General features: G+C 64.1%; 27 protein-coding genes. 11 read left to right on the top strand and 16 right to left on the bottom strand.

Annotation, left to right across the window (positions count from 1 at the left end; all coding sequences use genetic code 11):
• Positions 1-19 precede the first annotated feature (19 nt).
• Entirely contained in the window at positions 20-520 is a 501-nt protein-coding gene (locus tag FNL56_RS15695) for a GlcG/HbpS family heme-binding protein (protein ID WP_143573842.1), read from the top strand.
• Positions 521-553: 33 nt separating this feature from the next.
• On the opposite strand, the gene FNL56_RS15690 is transcribed toward FNL56_RS15695, so the two are convergent.
• Together FNL56_RS15690 and FNL56_RS15685 are read right to left on the bottom strand one after the other, a co-directional pair.
• Positions 554-1141: a SoxW family protein gene (locus FNL56_RS15690; protein ID WP_143577980.1), complete on the bottom strand. Its 588-nt coding sequence runs from the start codon at positions 1139-1141 to the stop codon at positions 554-556.
• Positions 1142-1166: 25 nt separating this feature from the next.
• Positions 1167-1910 carry a cytochrome c biogenesis CcdA family protein gene (locus FNL56_RS15685; protein WP_210245400.1) on the bottom strand — a complete coding sequence of 248 codons (744 nt, stop codon included), beginning with the start codon at positions 1908-1910 and terminating at the stop codon, positions 1167-1169.
• Between the two features lie 40 nt (positions 1911-1950).
• Here FNL56_RS15685 and FNL56_RS15680 point away from each other — a divergent pair, with 40 nt between their 5' ends.
• Genes FNL56_RS15680 through FNL56_RS15670 form a run of 3 tightly spaced genes read left to right on the top strand, consistent with a single transcriptional unit; the run spans position 1951 to position 3962 of the window.
• Entirely contained in the window at positions 1951-2400 is a 450-nt protein-coding gene (locus tag FNL56_RS15680; protein WP_246661553.1) for a thioredoxin family protein, read from the top strand.
• Entirely contained in the window at positions 2397-2777 is a 381-nt protein-coding gene (locus FNL56_RS15675; RefSeq protein WP_143573839.1) for an ArsR/SmtB family transcription factor, read from the top strand. The genes FNL56_RS15680 and FNL56_RS15675 overlap by 4 nt, the downstream gene beginning before the upstream one ends.
• Positions 2778-2792: 15 nt before the next feature.
• On the top strand, positions 2793-3962 hold the full coding sequence (locus FNL56_RS15670) for a YeeE/YedE family protein (protein WP_246661448.1): 1170 nt from the start codon (positions 2793-2795) through the stop codon (positions 3960-3962).
• Between the two features lie 9 nt (positions 3963-3971).
• Here FNL56_RS15670 and FNL56_RS15665 read toward each other — a convergent pair whose 3' ends face one another.
• From FNL56_RS15665 to FNL56_RS15655, 3 genes are all read right to left on the bottom strand, one after another.
• The gene (locus FNL56_RS15665) at positions 3972-4424 is read right to left on the bottom strand and encodes a DsrE family protein (protein ID WP_143573835.1); all 453 of its coding nucleotides are present in this window, start codon (positions 4422-4424) and stop codon (positions 3972-3974) included.
• Positions 4425-4436: 12 nt separating this feature from the next.
• Positions 4437-4910 carry a DsrE family protein gene (locus FNL56_RS15660; protein WP_143573834.1) on the bottom strand — a complete coding sequence of 158 codons (474 nt, stop codon included), beginning with the start codon at positions 4908-4910 and terminating at the stop codon, positions 4437-4439.
• A gap of 111 nt (positions 4911-5021) precedes the next feature.
• On the bottom strand, positions 5022-6068 hold the full coding sequence (locus FNL56_RS15655; RefSeq protein WP_143573832.1) for a YeeE/YedE family protein: 1047 nt from the start codon (positions 6066-6068) through the stop codon (positions 5022-5024).
• 340 nt (positions 6069-6408) lie between these two features.
• Here FNL56_RS15655 and hspQ point away from each other — a divergent pair, with 340 nt between their 5' ends.
• Positions 6409-6741, top strand: coding sequence for a heat shock protein HspQ (gene hspQ, locus FNL56_RS15650; protein WP_143573830.1), 333 nt, complete (start codon positions 6409-6411; stop codon positions 6739-6741).
• Between the two features lie 115 nt (positions 6742-6856).
• On the opposite strand, the gene FNL56_RS15645 is transcribed toward hspQ, so the two are convergent.
• Genes FNL56_RS15645 through epmA form a run of 3 tightly spaced genes read right to left on the bottom strand, consistent with a single transcriptional unit; the run spans position 6857 to position 9283 of the window.
• Complete coding sequence (locus FNL56_RS15645) at positions 6857-7126, bottom strand: hypothetical protein (protein ID WP_143577978.1); 270 nt, start codon at positions 7124-7126, stop codon at positions 6857-6859.
• A 31-nt stretch (positions 7127-7157) separates the two neighbouring features.
• Positions 7158-8234, bottom strand: coding sequence for a lysine-2,3-aminomutase-like protein (locus FNL56_RS15640; RefSeq protein ID WP_143577977.1), 1077 nt, complete (start codon positions 8232-8234; stop codon positions 7158-7160).
• Positions 8231-9283, bottom strand: a complete 1053-nt coding sequence (gene epmA, locus FNL56_RS15635) for an EF-P lysine aminoacylase EpmA (RefSeq protein WP_143573824.1) — start codon at positions 9281-9283, stop codon at positions 8231-8233. Before epmA ends, FNL56_RS15640 begins: the two co-directional genes overlap by 4 nt.
• A 138-nt stretch (positions 9284-9421) precedes the next feature.
• Between epmA and efp the strand changes: the two genes are divergently transcribed.
• Together efp and FNL56_RS15625 are read left to right on the top strand one after the other, a co-directional pair.
• Positions 9422-9988, top strand: coding sequence for an elongation factor P (efp, locus tag FNL56_RS15630; RefSeq protein ID WP_143573822.1), 567 nt, complete (start codon positions 9422-9424; stop codon positions 9986-9988).
• Between the two features lie 129 nt (positions 9989-10117).
• Positions 10118-11353, top strand: a complete 1236-nt coding sequence (locus tag FNL56_RS15625; protein ID WP_143573820.1) for a lytic murein transglycosylase — start codon at positions 10118-10120, stop codon at positions 11351-11353.
• A gap of 165 nt (positions 11354-11518) precedes the next feature.
• Here the strand turns inward: FNL56_RS15625 and recJ are convergent, their stop codons facing one another.
• The 7 genes from recJ to FNL56_RS15590 form a co-directional block, all read right to left on the bottom strand.
• Positions 11519-13354 (bottom strand): single-stranded-DNA-specific exonuclease RecJ, encoded by a 1836-nt coding sequence (gene recJ / locus FNL56_RS15620; RefSeq protein WP_143582130.1) that lies wholly within the window; start codon positions 13352-13354, stop codon positions 11519-11521.
• Between the two features lie 275 nt (positions 13355-13629).
• Positions 13630-14349: a haloacid dehalogenase type II gene (locus tag FNL56_RS15615; protein ID WP_143573816.1), complete on the bottom strand. Its 720-nt coding sequence runs from the start codon at positions 14347-14349 to the stop codon at positions 13630-13632.
• Positions 14350-14502: 153 nt separating this feature from the next.
• The gene (locus tag FNL56_RS15610) at positions 14503-14952 is read right to left on the bottom strand and encodes a GNAT family N-acetyltransferase (protein ID WP_143573814.1); all 450 of its coding nucleotides are present in this window, start codon (positions 14950-14952) and stop codon (positions 14503-14505) included.
• Between the two features lie 10 nt (positions 14953-14962).
• Positions 14963-15961, bottom strand: coding sequence for a class II fructose-bisphosphatase (gene glpX / locus FNL56_RS15605; RefSeq protein WP_143573812.1), 999 nt, complete (start codon positions 15959-15961; stop codon positions 14963-14965).
• Positions 15962-16021: 60 nt separating this feature from the next.
• Positions 16022-17344 (bottom strand): homoserine dehydrogenase, encoded by a 1323-nt coding sequence (locus tag FNL56_RS15600; RefSeq protein WP_143573810.1) that lies wholly within the window; start codon positions 17342-17344, stop codon positions 16022-16024.
• A gap of 27 nt (positions 17345-17371) precedes the next feature.
• On the bottom strand, positions 17372-18592 hold the full coding sequence (locus tag FNL56_RS15595; protein ID WP_143573808.1) for an LL-diaminopimelate aminotransferase: 1221 nt from the start codon (positions 18590-18592) through the stop codon (positions 17372-17374).
• A gap of 90 nt (positions 18593-18682) precedes the next feature.
• The gene (locus FNL56_RS15590) at positions 18683-18943 is read right to left on the bottom strand and encodes a hypothetical protein (RefSeq protein WP_143573806.1); all 261 of its coding nucleotides are present in this window, start codon (positions 18941-18943) and stop codon (positions 18683-18685) included.
• Positions 18944-19244: 301 nt separating this feature from the next.
• On the opposite strand from FNL56_RS15590, the gene FNL56_RS15585 reads away from it, so the two are divergent.
• The 3 genes from FNL56_RS15585 to FNL56_RS15575 all read left to right on the top strand — a co-directional run bounded on the left by FNL56_RS15585 (position 19245) and on the right by FNL56_RS15575 (position 22733).
• Entirely contained in the window at positions 19245-21050 is a 1806-nt protein-coding gene (locus tag FNL56_RS15585; RefSeq protein WP_143577976.1) for a PHA/PHB synthase family protein, read from the top strand.
• Positions 21051-21344: 294 nt separating this feature from the next.
• Entirely contained in the window at positions 21345-21743 is a 399-nt protein-coding gene (locus tag FNL56_RS15580; protein ID WP_143573803.1) for an MAPEG family protein, read from the top strand.
• Between the two features lie 51 nt (positions 21744-21794).
• Positions 21795-22733, top strand: a complete 939-nt coding sequence (locus tag FNL56_RS15575; protein WP_143573801.1) for a glutaminase — start codon at positions 21795-21797, stop codon at positions 22731-22733.
• Between the two features lie 94 nt (positions 22734-22827).
• On the opposite strand, the gene FNL56_RS15570 is transcribed toward FNL56_RS15575, so the two are convergent.
• Positions 22828-23028, bottom strand: coding sequence for a DUF2735 domain-containing protein (locus FNL56_RS15570; RefSeq protein WP_143573799.1), 201 nt, complete (start codon positions 23026-23028; stop codon positions 22828-22830).
• Positions 23029-23548: 520 nt separating this feature from the next.
• Here FNL56_RS15570 and FNL56_RS15565 point away from each other — a divergent pair.
• Positions 23549-24589, top strand: a complete 1041-nt coding sequence (locus FNL56_RS15565; RefSeq protein ID WP_143573797.1) for a glutamine synthetase beta-grasp domain-containing protein — start codon at positions 23549-23551, stop codon at positions 24587-24589.
• The last annotated feature ends 74 nt before the right edge of the window (positions 24590-24663 follow it).

Raw genomic sequence — 24663 nt, 5'->3', positions numbered from 1 at the left:
TCAAAGAAAAGGATTGAGCATGACCATTCGAAGCTTGTTGACGGCGGCGGCACTGCTTGCACTGACGGCGGTATCCGCCCAGGCGCAGGACGCACTCGTCACCTACAAGGTACTGAGCCCGGAACTCGCCCTCGACTCCGCCCGGGCTGCACTCGGCGAGTGCCGCAAGCGCGGTTATCAAGTCGCGGTGGCCGTGGTCGATCGCTTCGGCGTGACGCAGGTCATGCTGCGTGACCGCTTCGCCGGCGCCCATACTCCCGCCACGGCGACTGGCAAGGCCTGGACGGCCGCTTCGTTCCGGACTGGCACCGGGGACCTGCAGGCGATCAGCCAGCCCGGCATGCCGCAGGCCGGCATCCGCAACCTGCCCGGCGCCGTCGTCATTGGCGGCGGCATGGTCGTCGAGGCCGGCGGCTCGCTGATCGGCGCCATCGGCGTCTCCGGCGCCCCCGGCGGCGAAGCCGATGAAGCCTGCGCCAAAGCCGGCATCGACGCAATCAAGGACAAACTCGATTTCTGAGCGGCAGGCGTGTGAGCCTGAGGCGCCATCGCGTCAGGCCTGCTTGCGCAGCCAGTCAGGAAACGACAACGCCTCGTAGCCCTTCTCGCGCACGTAGCGGAACATGGCGAGAAACTCCGAAGGCTCGAGCAGTCCGGGCATCCGGGCAACCTCGCGCGCCTGCCCGCTCTTGCCGGTGAGGCCGTCGATCTTGTTCGGCAAAAACTGGATCGTCGGGGTAAAGCGAATACCATAGGCCTCGCCAAGCGCCTTCTCGGTCAGCTTGCGTCCGTCGAAATCGGTCACCGCCCGTGATCCGATGTGATTGAGGTGCAGCACCTCGAAATTGTCGCGGACATAGCTCTCGATTTTCGGATCCATCAGATGGACTTCATGCATCCGCTTGCACGCCGGGCACCCCTTGAGGCCCCACATGATCGCGAGGCGCTTGCCCTTCGATGTGGCGCCGGCGAGGTCCTTGGAGAGGTCGAGAAAACTCTCTAGGTACCAGTCCATCTGGTACAGGCCGTCGTCGCCGAGCTTTGCGGCGGCTTTCACCGGCGTCGGAGCGAAGCCCATCGTACAAAGGCCGAGACCGGCAACGACGTTCCTTCGTGTCAGCAGGTAGGCGGGATTCAGCATCGGCGTCTTCTCCCTGTTCATCCGTTCAGCCAATCGACGAGAAAGCGGGAAACGCCTGCAACAGCCAGCCAGCTATGAGCGGCATCGTCCCAGTCAAAAACAGAATTCCGGTCAGCACAAGTGCGGAGCCGATCATCTTCTCGACAAGGTTCATGTGATGGCGCAGCCGCGCCAGCAGCCGGACGAAGCGGTCCGCAAACAGGGCAGCCAGCAGGAAAGGAATGCCAATCCCGAACGCATATACGCCAAGCAACAAGGCGCCCCGCCCGGCCGATCCCTCGACGCCGGCGACCATCAGGATCGCGGCCAGCACCGGCCCGACGCAGGGCGTCCAGCCGAAGGCAAATGCCAGCCCCACGAGGTAGGCACCGAGAAAGCCGGCTGGCTTTCGTACCGCTTGAAAACGAGCTTCACGAAACAGCAGGCCAATCCTGAATACGCCGAGAAAATGCAGGCCAAGGACCAGGATCACAGCGCCGGCAATCATTCCAAGGGTATCGAAATGCGCCGTGACGGCCTTGCCGATCAGCGAGGCCGACGCGCCCAGCGCCACGAACACGGTCGCAAAGCCGAGCACAAAAGCGACGGACATCGCCACCACATGCCAGTTCGGGCCCCTGCCCTGACGCTGCTCTGCTTTGGTCAGATCGTCGAGGCTGATGCCGGCCAGAAAGCAAAGATAGGGCGGCACCAACGGCAGGATGCACGGGGACAGGAACGATAGCAGTCCCGCCCCCAACGCTCCAACCAAGGAAATATTTGAAATCACAGCGATACCAACTCTGGTAGATACATGCGAATTCGTGTATGTGTATCACATGATTGGCAAAATGCTCCTGAAATCGTGGCTCATCGCGTGCTGTGTGCTCACTCTGTGTCTCGTGCCGGTCGCATCGCAAGCAGCCGAGCTGCTGATGTTCGAGCGCGACGGCTGCGTATGGTGCCAACGTTGGGATCGCGAGGTCGGCCAGATCTACGGCAAGACCGATGAAGCCAGGTTGCTTCCGTTGCGGCGCATCAATATCGACAAGCAGTCCGACGCAGGCACCGTGCTGACATCGGCGGTGCGCTACACGCCGACTTTCGTGGTGGCCGATCAAGGTCGCGAAATCGGCCGCATCACCGGTTTCATCAGCGACGATGCGTTCTGGGGTTTGCTCGGCCCATTCGTGACCCGACTGCAGTCGCAGCGCCTGACCGAGCACTCGCAGCTGGGCCAGCCTTCCACCAACACTTCGAACGGCATGAAAACGCCATGACATCTATCATCTCAAGCGATCTCGAGAACGAACTTCGCGACGGCGCGGAATATTCGCCCGAACTCGATCAGTTGATGCGCAAGGCGCGCAAGGCGAGCAATTTCCTGAAGGCCGTTTCGCACGAAAACCGCCTGTTGCTGCTGTGCCTGCTCGCGGAACGCGAACGATCCGTTTCCGAACTGGAAAACATCCTGTCGATGCGGCAGTCCGCCGTTTCCCAGCAACTCGCACGCCTGCGCTACGACGGGATGGTCGATACGAGGCGCGACGGCAAGACGATCTACTACAGCCTCGCCAATGAAGACGTCCGGCGCGTCATCTCGGTGATCTATGACATCTTCTGCGCGCCGCCTGCGCCGAAAGCGAAAAAGAAATAGATCTGCCGGTGGCAGGTGAATGACGGGGCATCGTCAACGCGACGCCAGCCCTGCTCCGAACCCGGGAGTGACGCCATGCAGAACCTGTCTGGCTGGATGCTCGCGCTGGTTGGCTTTGCCATCGGCGCGGCGGCAGGATTTTTCGTGCGTCACGCCAGACTGTGTTCGTTCGGCGCGATCGAGGACGCGTTGGTCGGTGGCGACAGCCGCCGCCTGAGAATCTTCGGACTTGCCCTCGGCGTTGCAATCGTCGGAACGCAGGCGCTCGTCATCGGCGGGCTGCTTGATCCGATGCAAACCAGCTACACGCCGTCGGCTATCCCCATCTTCGCGATCGCCATCGGCAGCGTCATGTTCGGTATCGGCATGGCCTGGGTGGGAACCTGCGGTTTCGGCTCGCTGGTGCGGCTGGGGGCCGGCGACCTGCGCAGCCTCGTCGTTCTGATCGTGCTGGGTGCCACCGCCTATGCGACGTTGCGCGGCGTCTTTGCAAACTTTCGCATCGTCATCCTTGAGAGCCTTGCTGTCGCGATGCCGGATGAGATCCGCTCCGACCTCGCCTCTCTTGCTGCACGCATGCTGGGATTTGACGTCCGCGCGATCATCGCAACCTTCATCGGTGGCGGACTGTGCCTGCTCGCATTCAGCCATAAAAAGCTTCGTCATTCGCCGCGCCTGCTGTCGGGCGGCGTGGCCCTGGGCATGCTGACGGTAGCGGGCTGGGCGGCGACGTCATGGATCGGAGACGAATTCGCTGCGCCGATCCGTCCGCAAAGCCTGACCTTCGTGTCCACCGTCGGGAAGGCCTTCTACTCGGCTCTGCTGAGCACCGCCGGTTTTGCCGATTTTGGCGTCGGCTCCGTTCTCGGCGTGGTCGCCGGCGCCTTCCTCGCGGCGTGGCGCGCCGACGAATTGCAATGGGAAGCCTTCGACGACGACCGTGAGATGCGGCGTCATCTCGGCGGAGCGGCGCTGATGGGCATTGGCGGCATCCTGGCCGGTGGCTGCACCATCGGACAGGGCATCACCGCCGGCTCGATGCTGTCGCTGTCCTGGCCGTTCGCCGTGGGCGGCATGATGATCGGCGCGCGGCTGGGAATTGCGACACTGATTGACTGTGCTCCGAGAGAGTTGCTGGCGCGCGGCTGGGCCAGTCTGCTGGGAAGACCCCACCCCTCGAAATAGCAGACCCGATCAAGGCCGGAGATAGCTCCAGCCATTCTCCTGAAGCTCGATCAGCCGCACCGCGCCGGACGGCACCAGTTCGGCCTCAGGGATGAGGCTGACCGCACGTCCCTCCCGCTTCTCCATGCCCTCCTTGGTATTGTTGCAGGCCGAGACCCTGATGCCGGACGGGAAGCTGGCGTCGACGATCTGCTTGATCCGATCTTTCACCGGCGATGTGTCGGCGCGCAGCATGTGAAGGCCTGGGCCGTAGGTCACGATTTCGATTTCTACCGTCTCGCCCTTCGACTTGTACTGCTCCATGATGTTGGTGGCGTTGTTCAGCGCAAGATTCATCACGTCGGCATCGTTCTGGTCGACCTGGATCGCGACACGATGCTGCTTCGGCTCGGCAGCAGTACCCGGGCCGGCATTCGCGACCAGCAACGCCACGGCGACGACTGCAGTGCACAAGAATTTCATCTCATCTCTCCTTCAAGGACGCACAAGCGTGTAGCCGTTTTCGGTCAGTTTCAGCAGTTGCGCAACGCCGGCCTCGACTTCCTTGGCGTACGGATTGATGTCCGGCCGCTTTCCGGTGTCGCGTTCAATCGTGTCCAGCGTATTGCCGCACACCGAGAAGCGGACGCCCTGGCTCACCAGACTATCCACGAGCTGACGGTGCTCGTTGCCCGTTCTGAGCAGGTGGATACCCGGACCGAACGTCACGACTTCGATGGCCACCTTGTCGGGGCCGTAGAATTTCAGGATGTTGCTCGCCACGCTGAGCACGAGCCGCTCCTTTCTGGCATCGGAGTCCGAGAGCTGCAGCGCCAGGAAATGCTCGGCGAAGGGCTTGTCTTCGGAGGATGCCCCGGATGCGGGTCTGGTCTGCGAGGCCGCAGGAAACGCCGCGGCGGCTCCCACAGCGGCAACCAGTAATCCTGCCAGAAAATAGCGCGAAAGCATCCGGGTTCGTCCTCCCATGACCGGCTTCTTCAGAGCCTGCCATGACGGTCTAGCCCATTCCGCGAGATGCGACCAACACTTCAACGCAGGCTCTCCGCAGCCGCATTGTTGCTATTGAGTCACCAGAGCCGGCGCCGGCACACGTCGTCGCAGGCCCACGGCTGCACCGGTGAGAATGCCGGCGACGGCGATCACCGACGAGAGCGAGAGCGTCGAGAGCCCTGTCAGTCCCTGCCCGACCGAACAGCCATAGGCCATCGCGCCGCCGATCCCCATCAGCGCCGCGCCCGATATCGAACGCATCATGTGATCGGCCGACGCATAGCCTTCGACGCGAAAGCGTCCCGTGAGCAGCGACGTCGCGAGGCTGCCGGTCAGCACGCCAACGACGATGGCTATTCCAAAGTTCAGCGTGAGACCGGTCGAGAGCATCGCATATTGCAGCGTGTCGGCGACCGGCGCGATGAACGTCAGCGATGTCACCGGGATCGGGTTGAATTCGTCCGCACCGAGCCAGCCCGTGGCCAACCATCCCGCTATTACCAGTAATCCGACGGCGAGGCCGGCGGTGATCTGCGCAGGAGAACGACGGAACTGGCGGTCGGAAAAGGCAAAGGCGAAAAGCGTGCCGCTGCCGATCAATGTCGCAAGGATGCGCGCGGCCGTGTCGCCGAGTCCGATCGACGCGAGCAACGCCGGCGCCGACACACTCGCCGGGGAAATCTGCGTCCATTGAATGATCGCGAGGCGCGATGGCGCCAGCAGGCCCTTCAGCGTCATCTGGGCGGCAATTCCGAGGATCACGAGGACCACGAGAGACCGCAGATTGCCCTTGCCCAGCAGCACCAGTGCACGCGATGCACAGCCGTTCGCCAGTACCATTCCAAGGCCGAACAGCAGGCCACCTGCGAAGATCAGCGGCGCGGAAAATGCCGGCTGCAGATACAGCGACTTTCCGATATCCACGATGTCCGCCGCGGCGAGAAACTGGGTGCCTGCGATCGCCACCGCCAGAGCGAGCGCATAGCTCCGGATACGGCGGCCGTCATGTGCGCTCCAGTCGCGAAGACTGCTCGTGAGACAGAAGCCGCTCAGCAGGCCGATCACGCCGAAGGCAACGCCGATCGCAAACCCGGCGGTAACCGCAATATCGATCATGGCAAATCCTCGGACAGTCTGAATTCATCAATATTGGCAGAGATTTACGTGCGGTAGCCCGGATGGTCCAGCGCTTGTCGGAATTAAGGAGGAAGTTGCCACAGGCAGGCTGGAAAGAGTGGCTTTTGCCATGCGCGTGTTTGTTTGAATAAAATTCCTCTCCCAACAAGATCATCGCGCGACCAACCCGGTACGCCTCAAGGGCGAGCCCCATGTTGTCCGAGCTACATGACTGAATGGGTTTCCCACCGTGGTCAAACGCGTGGACGGGGCCGCATAGCCGTCGCAAATCGGTCATTTGCCTCTAGCATCGGCCACAATCCTGGTCTATTCGACCAGAATGATTATTGCCCGCACCGCCAAGTTCCAGATCGGCCAGATCGTCCGGCACCGGATCTTTTCGTTCCGGGGCGTGGTGTTCGACATCGATCCGGAGTTCAACAACACCGAGGAATGGTGGCTGTCGATCCCCGAGGACGTGCGCCCCCGCAAGGACCAGCCGTTCTACCACCTGCTGGCGGAAAATTCGGAATCCGAATATGTCGCCTATGTCTCGGAGCAGAACCTGCTGCCAGACGATTCCGGCGAACCGATCCGCCACTCGCAGGTCGCCGAGATCTTCATCAAGGACAAGTCCGGCAGCTACCGGCCGCGCAATCCGTCGCTGAATTGATCGCCCGTAGCCCGGATGCCAATCCGGGGCCGGCCCATCGACATGACTGCTTTCCCCGGATTGCGTCGCCGCGCCGCTGAAGCGGCGCGCCGACTTCATCCGGGCTACCTGTGTCTCAACACCCCTTGCAGATGCCCTTGATCATGCGGTCGAGTTCTCGGTCCTGCGCGTCGATCTTGCCGGGATCGTTGCTGCCGGTCTCGGGAACGTCGCCGGCGCGAGGCTGGCGGTGGCCGACCGGCGCGTCAAGTCCTGGTCGCGGCTGAACGCCCTGCTGGGCCCGCTTTACAGACGCCGGCGGCGCGTTGCGGGTCGAGTCCTGGGCGTGCGCCAGCGATCCGCAGAACAGCATCAGACAAACGAGCGTTACGATCCGTTTCTTCATGGGGCCTCTCCGACCGGTCAGGCGCCAACGCTCAGGCTTTGGGCGGATAGAGGTGAACGTCGCCGCAGTAATCCGTGACACGATAGACCGATTCCGCCGTCGCTTCATGTGCGGCGTCGGACGTAGCCGACAAATATTCGGGACCGACCGGCGCCTTGCCGAAGCCGCCGGGAATATCGAGCACATAATCGGGCTGGCAAAGTCCGGAAACATTTCCGCGCAACGCGCGCATCAAGGCCTGGCCCTGCGCGATCGTGGTGCGCAGATGCGCGGTGCCCGGCGCCAGATCACCGTGGTGCAGGTAGTACGGCTTGATGCGGCATTCGACGAACGCCCGCATCAACGCTTCCAGCGTCGCCGCGCTGTCGTTGACGCCGCGCAGCAGCACCGACTGGCTGACCAGGGGAATGCCGGCATCGACCATCCTGGCGCAGGCCGCCCGCGCGGCTTGTGTCAGCTCGCGCGGATGATTGGCGTGCAGCGCGACCCAGGTCGCCGCGCCCGGCACTCTCAGCGCCGCTACCATCTCGGGCGTGACGCGGGCAGGATCGGCGACCGGCACGCGGGTGTGCAGGCGGATGATCTTCACATGATCGATGGCGGCGAGATCGGCCATGATTTCCGCCATCCGCCGCGGCGACAGCATCAGGGGATCGCCGCCGGTGAGGATCACTTCCCAGATCTCGTCATGCGCGCGGATGTAGTCCAGCGCGCCGGCATAGGCGTCGCCTGACAGCGCGGTCTCCTTGCCGGGCCCGACCATCTCGCGGCGGAAGCAGAACCGGCAATATACCGCGCAGACATGCACCAGCTTGAACAGCACGCGGTCGGGATAGCGATGCACGATGCCGTCGACCGGCGAATGCGTGTGGTCGCCGATCGGATCGGCATTCTCGTTCGGCTGCGCTACCAGCTCGTCGACCGAGGGAATGTATTGGCGCGCGATCGGGTCAAAGGGATCGCTGGTATCGATCAGCGCCGCCACCGCCGGCGTCACCGCCACGGCGTAACGCGCGGCGACCTTCTCCAGTCCGGCCTGGGCGTCGGCCGGCGCGAGGCCGTGCGCGATCAGTTCGGCTGGCTGCCGCAACGTCGTTGTGACCTTCATGGCGCGCCTGCCGGCGGCGTCCACACCACCTGGTCGATCCGTGTCGCGCCCGCAGCCAGCATCACCAGCCGGTCGAAGCCGAGCGCGACGCCGGCGGCGTCGGGCATCGCGGCCACCGCCTCCAGGAAATCTTCGTCGAGCGGATAGCGCTCGCCGTAGCGGCGCTGCTTCTCGTCCATGTCCGCCGTGAAGCGACGGCGCTGCTCGTTGGCATCCGTCAACTCGCCAAAGCCGTTGGCGAGCTCGACACCGCAGGCATAGACCTCGAAGCGTTCGGCGACATCGGAATCATGTTGCGTGGTCCGCGCCAGCGCGGCCTCCGGCGCCGGATATTCGTACAGCACCGTCAATCGCCCCTGCCCTAGTCTCGGCTCGACGTGTTCGACCAGCACCTTGCTGAAAATGTCCGACCAGGTGTCATCTTCGGCGATCCGCACCTTGCCGGATGCCGCAGCGGCCAATGCGGCACGATCGCCCTGGTGGCCGGAAACGGTCGCGAGCAGATCGATGCCGGCGTATTTCTCGAACGCGCCCGCCACGGTCAGCATCTCCGGGTCGGCGAACGGATCGGCGGCGCGTCCGCGAAACGAGAACTGTTTCGTGCCGGTCGCCTTGGCGGCATGGGCGATGACGGCGACGCAGTCGGTGATGACCGCCTCATAGCCGGCATTGGCGCGGTACCATTCCAGCATGGTGAATTCCGGCAGATGCAGGTCGCCGCGCTCGCGGTCGCGGAACACGCGGGCGAACTCGAAGATCTGCTCCTCGCCCGCCGCCAGCAGCTTCTTGCAGGCGAATTCCGGTGAGGTCCGCAAATAGCGCGTCAGATGCGCGCCGTCGCGATCGATCAGCTCGGTCTTTGCCGCGTGCAGATGGGTCTCGTTGCCCGGCGAGACCTGCAAGACGCCGGTCTCGACCTCGATAAAGCCCTGCTTCCCGAACCATTCCCGGGTCGCCCGGGTGACGTTGCCGCGCGCCAGCAGGAAGCCGCGGCGGTCCTGGTGCCGCGCGGGGCTCCACCACGGCGATGGTCGGTCGTGCCCGGCCATCAGAGTACCGCCCCGGAAGGCCGCAAAACGCTGGCATCGACGGGCAAAATCAGTATGTTGCGCGCAGACAACGCTTCGCTGGCCACAGGACACCCTCGTCCGGATCGGTCCCGGGCCTGAATTTTAGGAAACACACCTGTGAAAGTCATCGCCAGTTCTATTCGCAAGGGCAACGTGATCGAGCAAGACGGCAAGCTCTACGTGGTTCTGACCGCCGAGAACATCCATCCCGGCAAGGGAACTCCGGTCAGCCAGATCGAAATGCGCCGAATCAGCGACGGCGTGAAGATCTCGGAGCGTTACAAGACCACGGACGCGGTGGAAAAGGCGACCATCGAAGACCAGAACTTCAATTACCTCTACAAGGACGCCGACGGCTTCCACTTCATGAACAACGACAATTACGACCAGGTGTCCGTGCAGAAGGACGTGATCGGCGATGCCGAGGCCTATCTGACCGAGAACATGACCGTGAAGCTCTCGCTGCACGGCCTGGTCCCGGTCTCCATCACCATGCCGCAGCGCGCCACGGTCGAAGTCGTCGACACCGAGCCGGTCACCAAGGGCCAGACGGCGTCGTCGTCCTACAAGCCGGCGATGCTGGCCAACGGCATCCGCACCCTGGTGCCGCCGCACATCGGCACCGGCACCCGCATTGTCGTCATGACCGAAGACAACTCCTACGTTGAACGCGCCAAGGACTGAGCTGCCAAAAGTACAACTGTCGTCGCCCGGCTTGGTCGGGCGACGACAACTGAGAGGTAGGCGGCGACCTCGACCATCCGCGACGCCGTACGCCCTCGCGCTGCCCATTTCGCGGCGCTACTCTGGGACATGACCCAGAACGATTCCCAACACCGCCTCTCCCGCCGCGCGATGCTGCAGTCAAGCCTCAGTGCCGCCGCCGCTCTGGCATTGCCCGGAGCTGCCTTTGCCGCTCCAGTAGGCTTCGACGCCTGGCGCGACGGCTTCCGGTCCCGCGCGCTGGCCAAGGGCGTCTCGGACGCCACCTATTCCCGCGTGATGGGCCGCATCGAGCCGGACATGTCGGTGTTCAAATCGATGCAGAAGCAGCCCGAATTCCACGAGCAGCTCTGGCAATACGTCAACCGCCGCGCTTCCGACTGGCGCATCACCGCCGGCAAGGAAGCGCTGCGCAAGCACGAGGCGTTGTTCGGCCGGATCGAACAGGACTTCGGCGTCGAGCGCGGCACGCTGCTGGCGCTGTGGGGCGTGGAATCCGCCTATGGCGATCCGATCGTGCAGCAGAACCATATGCGCCCGGTGTTTCCGTCGCTGGCCGCACTGGCGTGGAACGAACCGCGCCGGCGCAGCTATTGGGAAACCGAACTCATCAACGCGCTGAAGATCGTCGACAAGGGCTGGGGCACGCCGGAGGAGATGCGCGGCTCCTGGGCCGGCGCGATGGGCCATACGCAATGGATGCCGGAAGTCTGGCTCAATGTCGGCATCGACTATGACCGCGACGGCCGTGTCTCGCCGTTCGGCAGGCCGGATGATGCGCTGGGCTCGTCCGCGCGCTTTCTGGTCAACCGCGGCAAATATCCGCGCGGCGAACATTGGGGCTACGAGGTCCGCGCCGAGGGCGCGGCATCGTCGGAGAGCAGCCGCAGCTTCGCGTCGTGGTCGGCAGCCGGCGTCACCCGCGCCGATGGCAAGCCGTTCCCGCAGCCGAGCGCCACCGCCAAGCTATGGATTCCGGTGGCCGGCGGCCCTAGCTTCCTGCTCGGCCAGGGTTTCTACGCCGTGCGCAGCTACAATCCGTCGATGAACTACGCGTTGGCGATCTGCCATCTCGGCGACCGCATTCTCGGCGCGCCGCCGTTCCTGCAGCCGTTCCCGGGCTCCGAGCGCATCCTGACGTTGGCCGAAGTGCAGGAAGTACAGACCCGCCTGACCCGCGCCGGTTTTGATACCGGTGGCACCGACGGCCGCGTCGGCAATGATACCATGAAGGCCGTGCGCGACTATCAGACGAAGATGGGCCTGCTGCCGGCGGATGGTTATGGCGGGCTCAAGGTGCTGGCAAGGTTAAGGCAGGGCGGCTAGCTGGCGTCACGCGGCCCTCTCGGCCGTCATTACGAGGAGCCCTTGCGACGAAGCAATCCAGTTCTTGCCGAGCTTGTGGCTTCTGGATTGCCGCGTCGGTTCGCTAAGGCGAAAGCCGATTGGCTTTCCCCTGACCTCGCAATGACGGAGAGAGGTGTGTGCTTCTTACCTGATCCTCGCCGGCCCGTCGTCCGGCACCGCGATGTCGATCACCCGCAACTGCACGCGCTCATTGCCCTGCCAGCGGTCCACGGCCAGCGAGCCCGCGACATGCAGTAGCTGGCCGCGATGCGCGAGCAGTGCGTTACCGAGCTTCTGGCCGACCGAGCGAAAGGCGATGCCGTTGACGATGGTGCCGTCACTCGACTTGAAGCGCAGCCGCAGATGCGCCTGACCGACCTCATCGGCATAGACCAGTTGATGCGACGGCAGCGCGACCACCGGCTCCGGATTGCCGGCGCCAAACGGCCCTGCCCGGTTCATGGTCGCGACCAGCTCCGGCGTGACGCCGCGCGCGGTGACGGCGCCGTCGATGAACAGCTCCTTCTCGTTGCGCGATTTCGCTACGTCTGGGGCCAGCGCGCTTTCGATATAGGCGCGGAATTCGGCGAGCCGTTCCTTGCGCAGCGTGATGCCGGCTGCCATCGCATGGCCACCGCCTTTTATAAGCAAGCCGTCCGTCACCGCCTGCCGCACGGCCTTACCGAGATCGACACCGCTAATCGAGCGGCCCGAGCCGGTGCCGATTCCGCCCGGCTCCAGCGCGATCGCAAAGGCCGGCCGCGAAAACTTCTCCTTCAGCCGCGAGGCGACGAGCCCGACCACGCCGGGATGCCAGCCTTCAGCGGCGGTGACGACCACCGAGCCCTTGTCCTCGAGGCCAAGCGAGGCCATCGCCTCGGCTTCCGCCTGCGCCTCGGCCATCTGTTCGATGACGCGGCGCTCGACATTGAGCCGGTCGAGTTCGGCGGCAATCCTTGCCGCTTCCGAGATGTCACCCTCCAGCAGCAGCCGCACGCCGAGGTCGGCGCGGCCGATACGGCCGCCGGCATTGATGCGCGGCCCCAGCATGAAGCCGAGATGCCACGCCTCCGGCGGGCCGTTGAGCCGTGCCACATCCATCAAGGCGGTGTGGCCGACATGGTCGCGGCGGCGCAGCGCGATCAGGCCCTTGGCGACGAAGGCGCGGTTGAGCCCGGTCAGCAGCGCGACGTCGGCGACGGTGCCGAGCGCCACATGATGCAGCATGTCGAGCAGGTTCGGCTCCGGCCGGGTCGCGGTCCAGAAGCCGCGCTGGCGCAGCTCGCGGTTGACAGCCACCAGCGTGATGAAGACGAGGCCGACCGCGGCAAGATGGCCAAGGCCGGAGATGTCGTCGAGCCGGTTGGGATTCACCAGCGCCTCGACGTCTGGCAATTCGTCGCCGGCCTGATGGTGATCGATGACGACGACCGACATGCCGACCTTCTTCGCTTCCGCCAGCGGCTCCAGGCTGGTGGTGCCGCAATCGACGGTCACCAGCAGCGTCGCGCCGTTGTCCGCCAGCATGCGGATGGCGTCGGTGTTGGGGCCGTAGCCTTCAAAGATGCGGTCGGGAATGTGGATCTGCGGATCGAGGCCGCAATGCCGCAGATGCCAGGCCAGCAGTGCCGACGAGGTCGCGCCGTCGACGTCGTAATCGCCGAAGATCGCGACCTTCTCGCCGTTCACCGCGACATCCGCGATGCGCTTGGCGGCGGCTTCCATCTGCGTCACGGTAAAGGGATCGGGCATCAGCTTGCGGATGGTCGGGTCGAGAAAATCCTCGACGGCGTCGAGCTCGACGCCGCGCCCGGCGAGCAGCCGCGCGAGCATTTCCGGCAGTTGAAACCGCTGCACCATCGCCAGCGCCCGCGCCGCGCCGCGCTGGTCGACCCGGTCGCGCCAGGTCTTGCCGGTCGCCGACAGCGTCACGCCGAGAAAGGCGGGCCTGGATTCAACGGGAATGATGGTGGGTGACATGATGCCCGGACATAAGCACGAAGCGCGGGCGAGGCAAACCGGCCGCCGCCGGTTGCCACCAGCTCAGTCTCGTCGCCACCAGCTCCGCTCCCGTCATCCTGAGGAGCTCGCCGAAGGACGAGCCGCGAACGATGCGGCCACAGGCGTTTGCGGCGCATGCTTCGAAGCCGTCGCGTGTATTGCAGCCAGGTCGCTATTGGCCGAAGTGCCGGAGAACGTTGGCTGCCACGAAAAGCGCGACCGCCAGAAAAACGAGCTGCTTCTTGCTCGGCATCTCAGCACCCCATCCGTGTCGCCAGGTCGCCGAAATCATCCGCCACCACGTCCCATTCGCCGTCGGCCTTGAAGTCGCGGCTCTGGTGCGGGCCGTATTCGGTGATGCGCGGCACGAAGGCGGTCTTGAGGCCGAGTTTTTGCGCAGCGTCGAGGTCGTTGTTGTGGGCGGCGACCATCATCACCTGCCCGGGCTCCAGATTGAGCAGCCGCGCGGCGCCGAGATAGGTCTGCGGGTCCGGCTTGTAGTGCTCGAACAATTCCGCGGACATGATCAGGTCCCACGGCAGCCCGGCGAATTTGGCCATGTTGGTGAGCAGCGCGACATTGCCGTTCGACAGCGGGCTGATGATGTATTTGGTCTTCAGCCGGGTCAGGCCGCCGACCGAGTCGGGCCAGGGATGCAGCCGGTGCCAGCCCAGCGTGAAATGGTGCAAATCGTCCGCGGTGAGGCCGCTGATGCGGAATTTCTGCACCAGGTTCTCCAGCGACTTGCGATGCAGCGTGTCGAGCTTCTTGAAACCGAGTTCGGGATGATGCCGCACCACGTCCATGGCCGGCATGTAGGCCTGCCGCCAGGCATCGACCAGTTGCGTCCAGTCCGCACTGACGCCATTGGCACCGCCCCATTGGCCCAGATCGGCAATCAGGCTGGAGCGCCAGTCCACCACCGTGCCGAACACATCGAACACCAGCGCCTTGACGTCGTGCAACTCGCTCATGCGTTTCGCTCCCGAAGTTTCTTGTTTTATCATTCACCTCTCCCCGTCATTGCGAGGAGCCCTTGCGACGAAGCAATCCAGTCTTTGCTTGTGGTTTGCTGGATTGCCGCGTCGCTTCGCTCCTCGCAATGACGGCTGAGGGTATTCGCTAGTCTAAAACACTTTCCGGTATTGAATGAAGCCGGAATTGTCGGCGATCCGGTCGTACAATAGCCGCGCCGTCGCATTGTCGTTCTGCGTCAGCCAGTGCACGCGGCTGCAGCCATCGGCACGGGCACGGTCGTACACCGCCTCGATCAGCGCGCGCCCGAGCCCTAGCCCGCGCGCGCTGTCGTCGACATAGAGGTCCTGCAAATAGCAGTAATCACCCGGCGTCCAGGACGAGCGGTGGTACAGAAACTGGACGATGCCGGTAAGCTTGCCGTCGACATAGGCGCCGAGCAGGAACATCGCTTCCTTCGGGTCGTGGAAGCGCGCCCAGGCCGTGTCGGTCGCGAGCTGCGGCAGCGTCGCTTTGTAGAAAGTCAGGTAGCCCTGCCACAGCGGCTCCCAGTCGGCTCGCTCATCGGCGCCGACCGGACGGATTACGACGTTTGCGGTCATGCTACCAAACTCAATCGAGGTGGAATTTTTCGAACTGGCGGTGCTCGGCCTTGATGATGCGGACGGTGCCGGTCACCGAGCGCATCACGATGGTCTCGGTTTCGATCACATGCTTGCGGAACTTGACGCCCGACAGCAGCGAGCCGTCGGTGACGCCGGTGGCCGCGAACAGGCAGTCGCCGCGCGCCATGTCCTCGATGCCGTAGATCATCTTCGGATCGGTGATGCCCATCTTCAGCGCGCGTTCGCGCTTCTCGTCGGTGTCGAGGATCAGTCGGGTCTGCATCTGGCCGCCGATGCAGCGCAGCGCTGCCGCAGCCAGCACGCCTTCCGGGGCGCCGCCGGTGCCGATGTAGAGATCGATGCCGGACTTCTCGGGGTTGGCGCAGTGGATCACGCCGGCGACGTCGCCGTCGTCGATCAGGCGCACCGCAGCACCCGTGGAGCGGATCGCGGCGATCATGTCGACATGGCGCGGACGGTCGAGCACCAGCACGGTGATGCCCGTCATCGGCACGCCCTTGGCCTTGGCGAGACGGCGGACGTTCTCTTCCGGCGAGGCGTCGAGCTCGATGACGTTCTTGTCGTAGCCCGGGCCGATCGCGATCTTCTTCATGTAGACGTCAGGCGCATGCAGCAGCGTGCCGCCGTCGGCCATCGCCATGGTGGCGATCGAGCCCGGCATGTCCTTGGCGCACAGCGTGGTGCCTTCCAGCGGATCGACGGCGATGTCGACCTTCGGGCCGGCATTGATGCCGACCTTCTCGCCGATGAACAGCATAGGGGCTTCGTCGCGTTCGCCCTCGCCGATCACGATGGTGCCTTCGATCGGCATCTTGTTGAGCTCGCGGCGCATCGCATCGACGGCGGCCTGGTCGGCCGCTTTTTCCTGGCCGAGGCCGCGCAGGCGCGCCGCCGACACCGCGGCGCGCTCGGTCACGCGAACGATCTCCAGCGTCAGGATGCGTTCCAGCAGTTGCTGCGGCGGCACGGTAATATGGGTCGACATCGTAGTCTCCTTCAAACGTCACAACGGGTCAGTGGACCCGTAAATGTCTCAAACGAATCGTCAGTTTTTCTCGATGCGGATCACCTGCGGCTTGCCGCTGATGACCTTGTCGCTCTGCACGGCGGCCAGCGCGCGGCGCATCGCATCTTCGGAGGTGGCATAGGTGATCAGGATCACCGGAACCGGCTGGGATTTCTTCTTGCCATCGATCGGCTCGATCATGCCGTCGGGATGACGCTGCACGATCGATTCCAGTGAGATCTTCTGCTCCGCAAGCCGCGTCGCAATCCTTGCTGCGGTGCCGGCCAGGTCGCGCGCCATCAGCCGGATGTAATAGCCGCCAAGATGGCGCTCCATCGGCGCCTTGGTGGTCGCGTCGAGCTTCGCCACCGGCCGGCCGAACGGCAGCGCGCGCACGCCGCGGGCGACATCGGCGATGTCGGCCAGCACCGCGGAGGCGGTCGCAGCACCTCCGGCGCCGGGCCCCACCAGCGTGATCGGCGAGATGCCGGCGCCGTCGATCGTCACCGCATTGGTCACGCCCATCACCTGCGCAATCGAGGATTTCAGCGGCACCATGGTCGGATGCACGCGCTGTTCGATGCCGGTCGCGGTACGCACCGCGACGCCGAGCAGCTTGACCCGGTAGCCGAGTTCGGCGGCAGCGCGCAGATCGGCGGCTGCAATCGAGGTGATGCCCTCCACATAGACCGCGCTCTGCGCGACCTTGGTGCCGAACGCGAGGCTGGCCAGGATCGCCAGCTTCTGCGCGGTGTCGTGGCCGTCGACGTCGAACGACGGATCCGCTTCGGCATAGCCGAGCCGTTGCGCGTCCTTCAGACATTCTTCAAACGACAGGCCCTCCTGCTCCATCCGGCTCAGAATGTAATTGCAGGTGCCGTTGAGGATTCCATAGACGCGATTGATGCCGGTGCCGGCCAGGCCCTCGCGAAGGGTTTTCACGACCGGAATGGCGCCGGCCACGGCGGCCTCGTAATTCAGCGCGCCGCCGTGTTTTTCGGCCAGCGCCGCCAGTTTCAAGCCGTGCTTGGCGATCAGCGCCTTGTTGGCGGTGACCACCGACTTCCCGGACGACAGGGCGGCCTCGATCGCCGACAGCGCGGGATCGCCAACGCCGCCCATCAGTTCGACGAAGCAATCGACTTCCGGGTCGGTGGCGACCGCCATCGGATCCCTGGCCCAGCGAATGCCGGAGAGATCGACATTGCGCTTCTTGGCCTTGGACCGCGCCGTGACCGACACGACCTTGACGCCGCGGCCGGAGCGCGCGGCCAGGACCTTGCTCTGCTGTTCGATGAGGCGGACCACCTCGGCGCCAACGGTGCCGAGGCCGGCGATACCCACGCGGAGGGGTGCGACCATGTAACTGAAAACCTATTCGGAAAGAGCCTAGCGCCGGGTGGCGAGAGGAACCACGTTGTGCAACGTTTCGAGCCCGCTTTCAAGGAAGCGCCGAACGCCGCGCGCGGCTTGGCGGATGCGCTGCTCGTTTTCAACCAGAGCGATGCGGACGTAGCCCTCGCCATGCTCGCCGAAGGCAACGCCGGGCGACACCACCACGCCGGATTTCTCCACCATCAGGGTGGCGAACTGCATGCTGCCCAGTTCCGCGAATTTCGGCGGCAGCGGCGCCCAGGCGAACATCGAGGCGGACGGCGCCGGAACGTCCCAGCCGGCCTTGCCGAACGTCTCCACCATGACGTCGCGGCGCCGCTTGTAGGTCTCGCGCATCTCGCGGATGCAGTCATCCGGCCCGTTCAGCGCCGCGGTGGCCGCGACCTGCACCGGGGTGAAGGCGCCGTAATCGAGATAGGATTTGACCCGTGCGAGCGCTGCGATGATGCGCTCGTTGCCGACCGCAAAGCCCATCCGCCAGCCGGCCATCGAGAACGTCTTGGACATCGAGGTGAACTCGACGGTGACGTCGATTGCGCCGGGCACCTGCAGCACCGAGGGCGGCGGGTTGTTGTCGTCGAAATAGACCTCGGCATAAGCGAGGTCCGACAGGATGTAGATCTCGTGCTTCTTAGCGAACGCCACCAGGTCCTTGTAAAAATCCAGGCTGGCGACCTGCGCCGTTGGGTTGGACGGGTAGCACACGATCAACGCGATCGGCTTCGGGATCGAGTGGATGATGGCGCGTTCGACCGCGGCGAAGAATTCCGGGCCGGGCTCCGACGGCACCGAGCGGATCACGCCGCCGGCCATCAGGAAGCCGAAGGCATGGATCGGGTAGCTCGGATTGGGGCACAGCACGACATCGCCCGGCGCGGTGATGGCCTGCGCGACGTTGGCGAAGCCTTCCTTGGAGCCGAGCGTGGCGACGATCTGGGTGTCGGGGTTGAGCTTCACGCCGAAGCGGCGGTCGTAATAGGCGGCCTGGGCCTTGCGCAGCCCGGTGATACCGCGCGAAGCCGAATAACGGTCGGTGCGCGGCTTGCCGAGGGTTTCCTTGAGTTTCTCGATGACGTGCGGCGGCGTCGGCAGGTCCGGATTGCCCATGCCCATGTCGATGATGTCGGCACCGGCATTGCGCGCGGCCGCCTTGGCCCGGTTGATCTGCTCGAACACGTAAGGCGGCAGGCGGCGAATGCGGTAGAATTCTTCCATAACAAGGGCTCCCGAACCGCTCGGTGCGGTTGAATCGCTTCTTTTTACCACGGAACCCCAGTGACACCAGCCATGTCGGGGCGGTTTTGCTTACTTCCGGCCGGGAGCGGCCGGGGTTGCGACGGCCTGGCGGTCGCGGGCGGCGATCAGCTCGGCCTGGATCTTGGCCTGTTCGGCCGGCGCCATGGCGGTGCCTTCGCGCGAGGTGGGGAGATCGTGCACGGGGAGATATTCGCCGGGCTGGGCCGGCCGCGCCGGCGCGCCGGCGGGCGTGCCGACCATCGGCAGGTCGGCGATGGTCGAGGCGCAGCCGCCAAGCGTCAGCGCCAGCAGCAGCAACGCCGTCGGCATCCCTGCCCGGCCGCTGTGACCTGCCGGTCCGAATGTCCTAATCCGCTTCACGCCTTGCTCACCTATCCAACCCATTACGCGTTCGTCGCAATGCAGCATAAACCAAAATGGATCGAAACGATTAACGCCCCGCGAACGAGGCAGGCTTGGACCTGCAATATGACAAAACAAAGGGGAGCCGGCGAGCGGGCGCCTTGTCGCAGTGCAACACATCGAATCCTGCGACATCGCGCGAACTGTGCCATCATCCTGCTGCGTGCTGATCTGTCGTCACCGGACATGAAATGAAGTTTGTTGCCCCATGAGTGAAGTCGCAGTCGAAACCAAGGCCCCGAACACCTTCGATCCCGAGGCTTTCGCGTTGAACATCGCCAAGGCGATGGAGAGCAGCGGTCAGGCCCTCGCCGCCTACCTCAAGCCGCGCGAAAACGGCGAGGCGCGCGACAAGCCGCCGAACGAGGTCAACGAGATCATCAAGACCTTCAGCACGGTCGCAAATTACTGGTTGTCCGACGACAAGCGCAGCGCCGAACTGCAGATCAAGCTCGGGCGTGCCTATCTCGATTTGTGGGGTTCGGCGATGCACCGCATGGCCGGCGAAGAGGCCAGGCCGGCGATCGAGCCGCCGCCGCGCGACAAGCGGTTTGCCGACCCGGAGTGGAAATCGAACCAGTTTTTCGACTTCATCATGCAGGCCTACCTGCTGACCACCAAATGGGCGCAGGAACTCGTTGATAACGCCGAGGGGCTGGACGAGCATACCCGCAAAAAGGCCGAATTCTACGTCCAGCAGATCGCCAATGCGCTGGCGCCCTCCAATTTCGTCATGACCAACCCGGAAGTGCTGCGCGAGACGGTGGCGTCCAACGGCAGCAATCTGGTGCGCGGCATGGGCATGCTGGTCGAAGACATCGAAGCCGGCCACGGGTCGCTGCGCATCCGGCAATCCGACCCGGCCAATCTCGAGGTCGGTGTCAACATGGCGACCACCGCGGGCAAGGTGATCTTCCAGAACGAAATCATGCAGCTGATCCAGTATCAGCCGGCCACGGAGAACGTGCTAAGCACGCCGCTTTTGATCGTGCCGCCATGGATCAACAAGTTTTACATCCTCGATTTGAAGCCGGAAAAATCCTTCGTTAAATGGTGTGTCGATCAGGGCATCACGGTGTTTCTGATTTCCTGGGTCAACCCCGACAAGCGGCTCGGCAACAAGACCTTCGAGGACTACATGAAGGAAGGCCCGCTCGCGGCGATGGACGTCATCGAGCAGGTCACCGGTGAAATGACCGTGCACACTGTCGGCTATTGCGTCGGCGGCACCCTGCTTGCCACGACCCTGGCCTGGCTCGCCGAGAAGCGCCGCGTCCGCGTGGCGTCCGCCACCTTCCTGGCCACACAGGTCGATTTCAGCCATGCCGGCGACCTCTTGGTGTTCGTCGATGAGCAGCAGATCTCGGCGCTGGAAAAGGACATGCAGGCCACCGGCGTGCTGGAAGGCAGCAAGATGGCCATGGCCTTCAACATGCTGCGCTCCAACGACCTGATCTGGGCCTATGTCGTCAGCAATTATCTCAAGGGCAAGCAGCCCTCGGCGTTCGACCTGCTGCACTGGAATTCCGACGCCACCCGGATGCCGGCCGCCAACCACTCGTTCTACCTGCGGAACTGCTACCTTGAGAACAAGCTGTCGTCGGGCAAGATGGTAATCGACAACACGCGGCTGGATCTCTCCAGGGTCAAAGTGCCAGTCTATAATCTGGCGACCCGCGAGGATCACATCGCGCCGGCAGAGTCCGTGCTGTACGGCTCGCAATTCTTCGGCGGCCCGGTCAAATACGTGCTGTCCGGCTCCGGCCACATCGCCGGCGTAATCAACCCGCCGGCCGCCGGCAAGTATCAATACTGGACCAACGACGCCAGTCACGCTGAAACGGTCGCCGACTGGATGAAGACCGCGCAGGAACACGCCGGCTCATGGTGGCCGAACTGGCGGGAATGGCTGTCCGGCATCGACGGCGAACAGGTTCCGGCACGCAGCGTCGGCACCGAAGCGCTGCCGCCGCTGGAGGATGCGCCGGGCAGCTACGTGCGGGTGCGGGCGTAGGCCTCCCCCGCTGTCGTTCCGGGGCGCGAGCGCATCGGCGCGAGCGAACCTCAGCCGCTCCATTTGGAGCGGTGGGGAACCTCGACATGGTCAGCGCAAATCAGCCCGGGGTTCCCTTGTCTCCATCGGCCGGCTTCGCCGTCCGATGCATCCCGGAACGACAACAGGGAACGCCGCATTGGCGGCGTCGCATCAATTGTCTATGGTTGCCGCATCGCGCCGGCATTTTCCGCCCAAGCGATTCCTGATCGCCCTCTCCGCGCTCGCGGACCTACCCTCTGAAAGGAACCGCGGATGACGCGCGAATTGTTCTGGCTGACGCTGACCGTGATCCTCACCGGCCTGCTCTGGGTGCCCTATGTGCTGAACCGCATCATGGTGCGCGGCGTGTCGGGCGCCATGGCCAATCCGTCGCGCACCGACAAGCCGCAGGCGGAATGGGCGAACCGGTTGATGTTCGCGCATGACAACGCGATCGAGAACCTGATCGTGTTCGCGCCGCTCGTGCTGATCCTCAACGCCGCCGACGTCTCGACGCCCACCACGGTGCTGGCCTGCGCGGTGTTCTTCTGGTCCCGGCTGGTGCACCTGATCGTCTATACCGCGGGCCTGCCGGTGCTGCGCACCCTCGCCTTCGTGGTCGGTTTCGCCGCCCAGGCCGTCCTCGCCGTCGCCATCCTGCGGCTGGCCTAGGCCTGTAACTCTCCCCGCCCGGCGCGGGGAGAGCTCGAACCCCGAGCGCCCATGCCCGAATTCGCCCATCTGGAAACCGTCGTCCAGGAAATTGCCGAGGAGATGGCCGCGCGGACCGACCGCGGCGAGGTCGCCAGCTATATTCCGGAGCTTGGCAACGTCGACCCCAAACACTTCGCCCTGGTCGTCACCGATGCCGAGGGCAACATGGCGGCCGGCGGCGACGCCGACGTGCCGTTCTCGATCCAGAGCATCTCGAAAGTGTTCACGCTGACGCTGGCGCTCGGCATGGTCGGCGACCGCCTGTGGCGCCACGTCGGCCGCGAGCCGTCCGGCAACGCGTTCAACTCCATCGTCCAGCTCGAGCGCGAGCGCGGCGTGCCGCGCAATCCCTTCATCAATGCCGGCGCCATCGCCGTGACCGACGTGATCCTGTCCGGCCACCAGCCGCGCGAGGCGATCGGCGAGATCCTTCGCTTCATGCAGTTTCTGGCCGGCGATCCCTCCATCATGATCGACGAAAAGGTGGCGGCGTCCGAAAAACGCACCGGCTTTCGCAACACCGCGCTGGCGAATTACATGAAGTCGTTCGGCGTGATCGAAAACCCGGTCGATTTCACGCTCGGCGTCTACTTCCACCACTGCGCGATCTCGATGAGCTGCCGGCAATTGGCGACCGCGGGACGCTTCCTGGCTTATTCCGGGCGCAATCCCTCGACCGGGCTTTCGGTCGTATCCGCGGAGCGAGCGCGGCGCATCAATGCGCTGATGCTCACCTGCGGCCATTACGACGGCTCCGGCGAATTCGCCTACCGGGTCGGCCTGCCCGGCAAGAGCGGCGTCGGCGGCGGCATCCTGGCCATTGCGCCGGGCAAGGCTTCCATTGCGGTATGGGCGCCCGGTCTCGACAAGGCCGGCAATTCGCATCTTGGCCGTATCGCGCTGGAAGCGCTGACCAAGCGGATGGGCTGGTCGATCTTCGGCGTCTAGCACCGCCCAACAAAAAGGGCCGAAACCTGAAAGTTTCGACCCTGACTTGCCTGCGATGGCGACGGTGACGTGGGAGACGATCCGGTGACGGGCATCAGTGGTCGCGGGTCCGCTTGGCATCCTGCTGGATCGCCGCGTCGTGGTACCAGCCTTCGCCGCAGACGGTTGGCGTCACGTGCGGGGCGATCCGTTCGAGATGGCTCCGTGCGTCGTTGCGAAGCCCATGGGCTGCAGCGCGGCCACCGATCGGGAACTGATAGATTTTCGCGCTCTGGTGCGGGGTATTGGTCGGCATCTTTCATCTCTCCTTTCGCATCTGGTTTGCGATTGCTCTGCGCATCAACGCGACAGGCCCCGTTTTAGCAGATGGCGCACTTCATATGTGCGATCTGCCTCGTTAAAAGCAGCAATTGCCGACATTATGCGCAGATCGTCGGGATGCGGGTTCGAGCGGCAGCCTACAATCGCGGATCTTTGCCATTGCACGTAAAGAATGAGCGGTTGGACGGCAGAAAGGTTCCGAAAGAATCCACGCCATCCCCGCAACTGCGCAAAATTTGCACAACGCCACATTGGCAAGCACCCCCGTGCGGATTGTCGCAGGGCATTTTCGTGCACGACTCGGCCAGCATCGCGGCCCCGCCCGTCCGCCAACCAACCACCCTCACGACTTTTCAGGGGCTGGTCAGGCGGACTTTGGCGCTTGGCATATAAAATGCTTTAAAGAAGCGCGGCCGCCGGCGCCGGGTATGTTTGACGCCGGCAGGCCCAGGGAATTCCTCACCCCTCGTAACGTCAACTCATGAGAGATCCGCATGACCAAGTACAAGCTCGAGTATATTTGGCTCGATGGCTACACGCCGGTTCCGAACCTGCGTGGCAAGACCCAGATCAAGGAATTCGATGAATTTCCGACCCTCGAGCAGCTGCCGCTGTGGGGCTTCGACGGCTCCTCCACGATGCAGGCCGAAGGCAGCAATTCCGATTGCGTGCTGAAGCCGGTCCGCGTGTTCCCGGACGGCGCGCGCGAGAACGGCGTGCTGGTGATGTGCGAAGTCATGATGCCCGACGGCAAGACCGCGCACCCGACCAACACCCGCGCCACCATCCTCGACGATGACGGCGCATGGTTCGGCTTCGAGCAGGAATACTTCTTCTACGAGGACGGCCGTCCGCTCGGCTTCCCCGAGGCCGGCTATCCCGCGCCGCAGGGCCCCTATTACACCGGCGTCGGCTACAAGAACGTCGGCTCGATTGCTCGCGAGATCGTCGAAGAACATCTCGACCTCTGCCTCGCCGCCGGCATCAACCACGAAGGCATCAACGCCGAAGTGGCCAAGGGCCAATGGGAATTCCAGATCTTCGGCAAGGGCTCCAAGAAGGCCGCTGACGAAATGTGGATGGCCCGCTACCTGTTGCAGCGCCTGACCGAGAAGTACGGCATCGACATCGAGTATCACTGCAAGCCGCTCGGCGACACCGACTGGAACGGCTCCGGCATGCACGCCAACTTCTCGACCGAGTACATGCGCACCGTCGGCGGCAAGGCCTACTTCGAGGCTCTGATGGCGCAGTTCGGCAAGAACTGGGAAGCGCACATCGAGGTCTACGGTCCGGACAACCACCTGCGCCTGACCGGCAAGCACGAAACCGCGCCGTGGAACAAGTTCAGCTACGGCATCGCGGACCGCGGCGCCTCGATCCGAGTCCCGCACTCATTCGTCAACAATGAGTACAAGGGCTACCTGGAGGATCGCCGTCCGAACTCGCAGGGCGACCCCTACGCCATCGCCTCGCAGATCCTGAAGACCATCTCGGAAGTCTCGACCGAAGGCAAAGCCTCGGCCGCCGCGTAAGCGAAACTTCATCGATACGGAAACGGCCCGGACCAAAGTCCGGGCCGTTTTGCTTGTCGGTAGCCCGGATGGAG

The organism is Tardiphaga sp. vice304 (assembly GCF_007018905.1).
In the GTDB taxonomy this organism is placed as follows: Bacteria; Pseudomonadota; Alphaproteobacteria; order Rhizobiales; family Xanthobacteraceae; genus Tardiphaga.
This window is presented reverse-complemented; position numbering and strand designations above follow the sequence as displayed.

Excerpts from the sequence above, each read along its gene's own strand:
- glpX (WP_143573812.1), bottom strand. The coding sequence starts at position 15,961 with ATGTCGACCCATATTACCGTGCCGCCGCAGCAACTGCTGGAACGCATC.
- FNL56_RS15615 (WP_143573816.1), bottom strand. The coding sequence starts at position 14,349 with ATGAGCGAGTTGCACGACGTCAAGGCGCTGGTGTTCGATGTGTTCGGC.
- FNL56_RS15570 (WP_143573799.1), bottom strand. The coding sequence starts at position 23,028 with ATGCCGACCAATACCCCGCACCAGAGCGCGAAAATCTATCAGTTCCCG.
- FNL56_RS15640 (WP_143577977.1), bottom strand. The coding sequence starts at position 8,234 with ATGAAGGTCACAACGACGTTGCGGCAGCCAGCCGAACTGATCGCGCAC.
- FNL56_RS15595 (WP_143573808.1), bottom strand. The coding sequence starts at position 18,592 with ATGGAAGAATTCTACCGCATTCGCCGCCTGCCGCCTTACGTGTTCGAG.
- FNL56_RS15625 (WP_143573820.1), top strand. The coding sequence starts at position 10,118 with ATGACCCAGAACGATTCCCAACACCGCCTCTCCCGCCGCGCGATGCTG.
- FNL56_RS15660 (WP_143573834.1), bottom strand. The coding sequence starts at position 4,910 with ATGCTTTCGCGCTATTTTCTGGCAGGATTACTGGTTGCCGCTGTGGGA.
- FNL56_RS15645 (WP_143577978.1), bottom strand. The coding sequence starts at position 7,126 with ATGAAGAAACGGATCGTAACGCTCGTTTGTCTGATGCTGTTCTGCGGA.
- FNL56_RS15590 (WP_143573806.1), bottom strand. The coding sequence starts at position 18,943 with ATGCCGACGGCGTTGCTGCTGCTGGCGCTGACGCTTGGCGGCTGCGCC.
- hspQ (WP_143573830.1), top strand. The coding sequence starts at position 6,409 with ATGATTATTGCCCGCACCGCCAAGTTCCAGATCGGCCAGATCGTCCGG.
- FNL56_RS15575 (WP_143573801.1), top strand. The coding sequence starts at position 21,795 with ATGCCCGAATTCGCCCATCTGGAAACCGTCGTCCAGGAAATTGCCGAG.
- FNL56_RS15690 (WP_143577980.1), bottom strand. The coding sequence starts at position 1,141 with ATGCTGAATCCCGCCTACCTGCTGACACGAAGGAACGTCGTTGCCGGT.
- FNL56_RS15610 (WP_143573814.1), bottom strand. The coding sequence starts at position 14,952 with ATGACCGCAAACGTCGTAATCCGTCCGGTCGGCGCCGATGAGCGAGCC.
- FNL56_RS15585 (WP_143577976.1), top strand. The coding sequence starts at position 19,245 with ATGAGTGAAGTCGCAGTCGAAACCAAGGCCCCGAACACCTTCGATCCC.
- recJ (WP_143582130.1), bottom strand. The coding sequence starts at position 13,354 with ATGTCACCCACCATCATTCCCGTTGAATCCAGGCCCGCCTTTCTCGGC.
- FNL56_RS15580 (WP_143573803.1), top strand. The coding sequence starts at position 21,345 with ATGACGCGCGAATTGTTCTGGCTGACGCTGACCGTGATCCTCACCGGC.
- FNL56_RS15675 (WP_143573839.1), top strand. The coding sequence starts at position 2,397 with ATGACATCTATCATCTCAAGCGATCTCGAGAACGAACTTCGCGACGGC.
- FNL56_RS15655 (WP_143573832.1), bottom strand. The coding sequence starts at position 6,068 with ATGATCGATATTGCGGTTACCGCCGGGTTTGCGATCGGCGTTGCCTTC.
- FNL56_RS15600 (WP_143573810.1), bottom strand. The coding sequence starts at position 17,344 with ATGGTCGCACCCCTCCGCGTGGGTATCGCCGGCCTCGGCACCGTTGGC.
- epmA (WP_143573824.1), bottom strand. The coding sequence starts at position 9,283 with ATGGCCGGGCACGACCGACCATCGCCGTGGTGGAGCCCCGCGCGGCAC.
- FNL56_RS15565 (WP_143573797.1), top strand. The coding sequence starts at position 23,549 with ATGACCAAGTACAAGCTCGAGTATATTTGGCTCGATGGCTACACGCCG.
- FNL56_RS15665 (WP_143573835.1), bottom strand. The coding sequence starts at position 4,424 with ATGAAATTCTTGTGCACTGCAGTCGTCGCCGTGGCGTTGCTGGTCGCG.
- FNL56_RS15695 (WP_143573842.1), top strand. The coding sequence starts at position 20 with ATGACCATTCGAAGCTTGTTGACGGCGGCGGCACTGCTTGCACTGACG.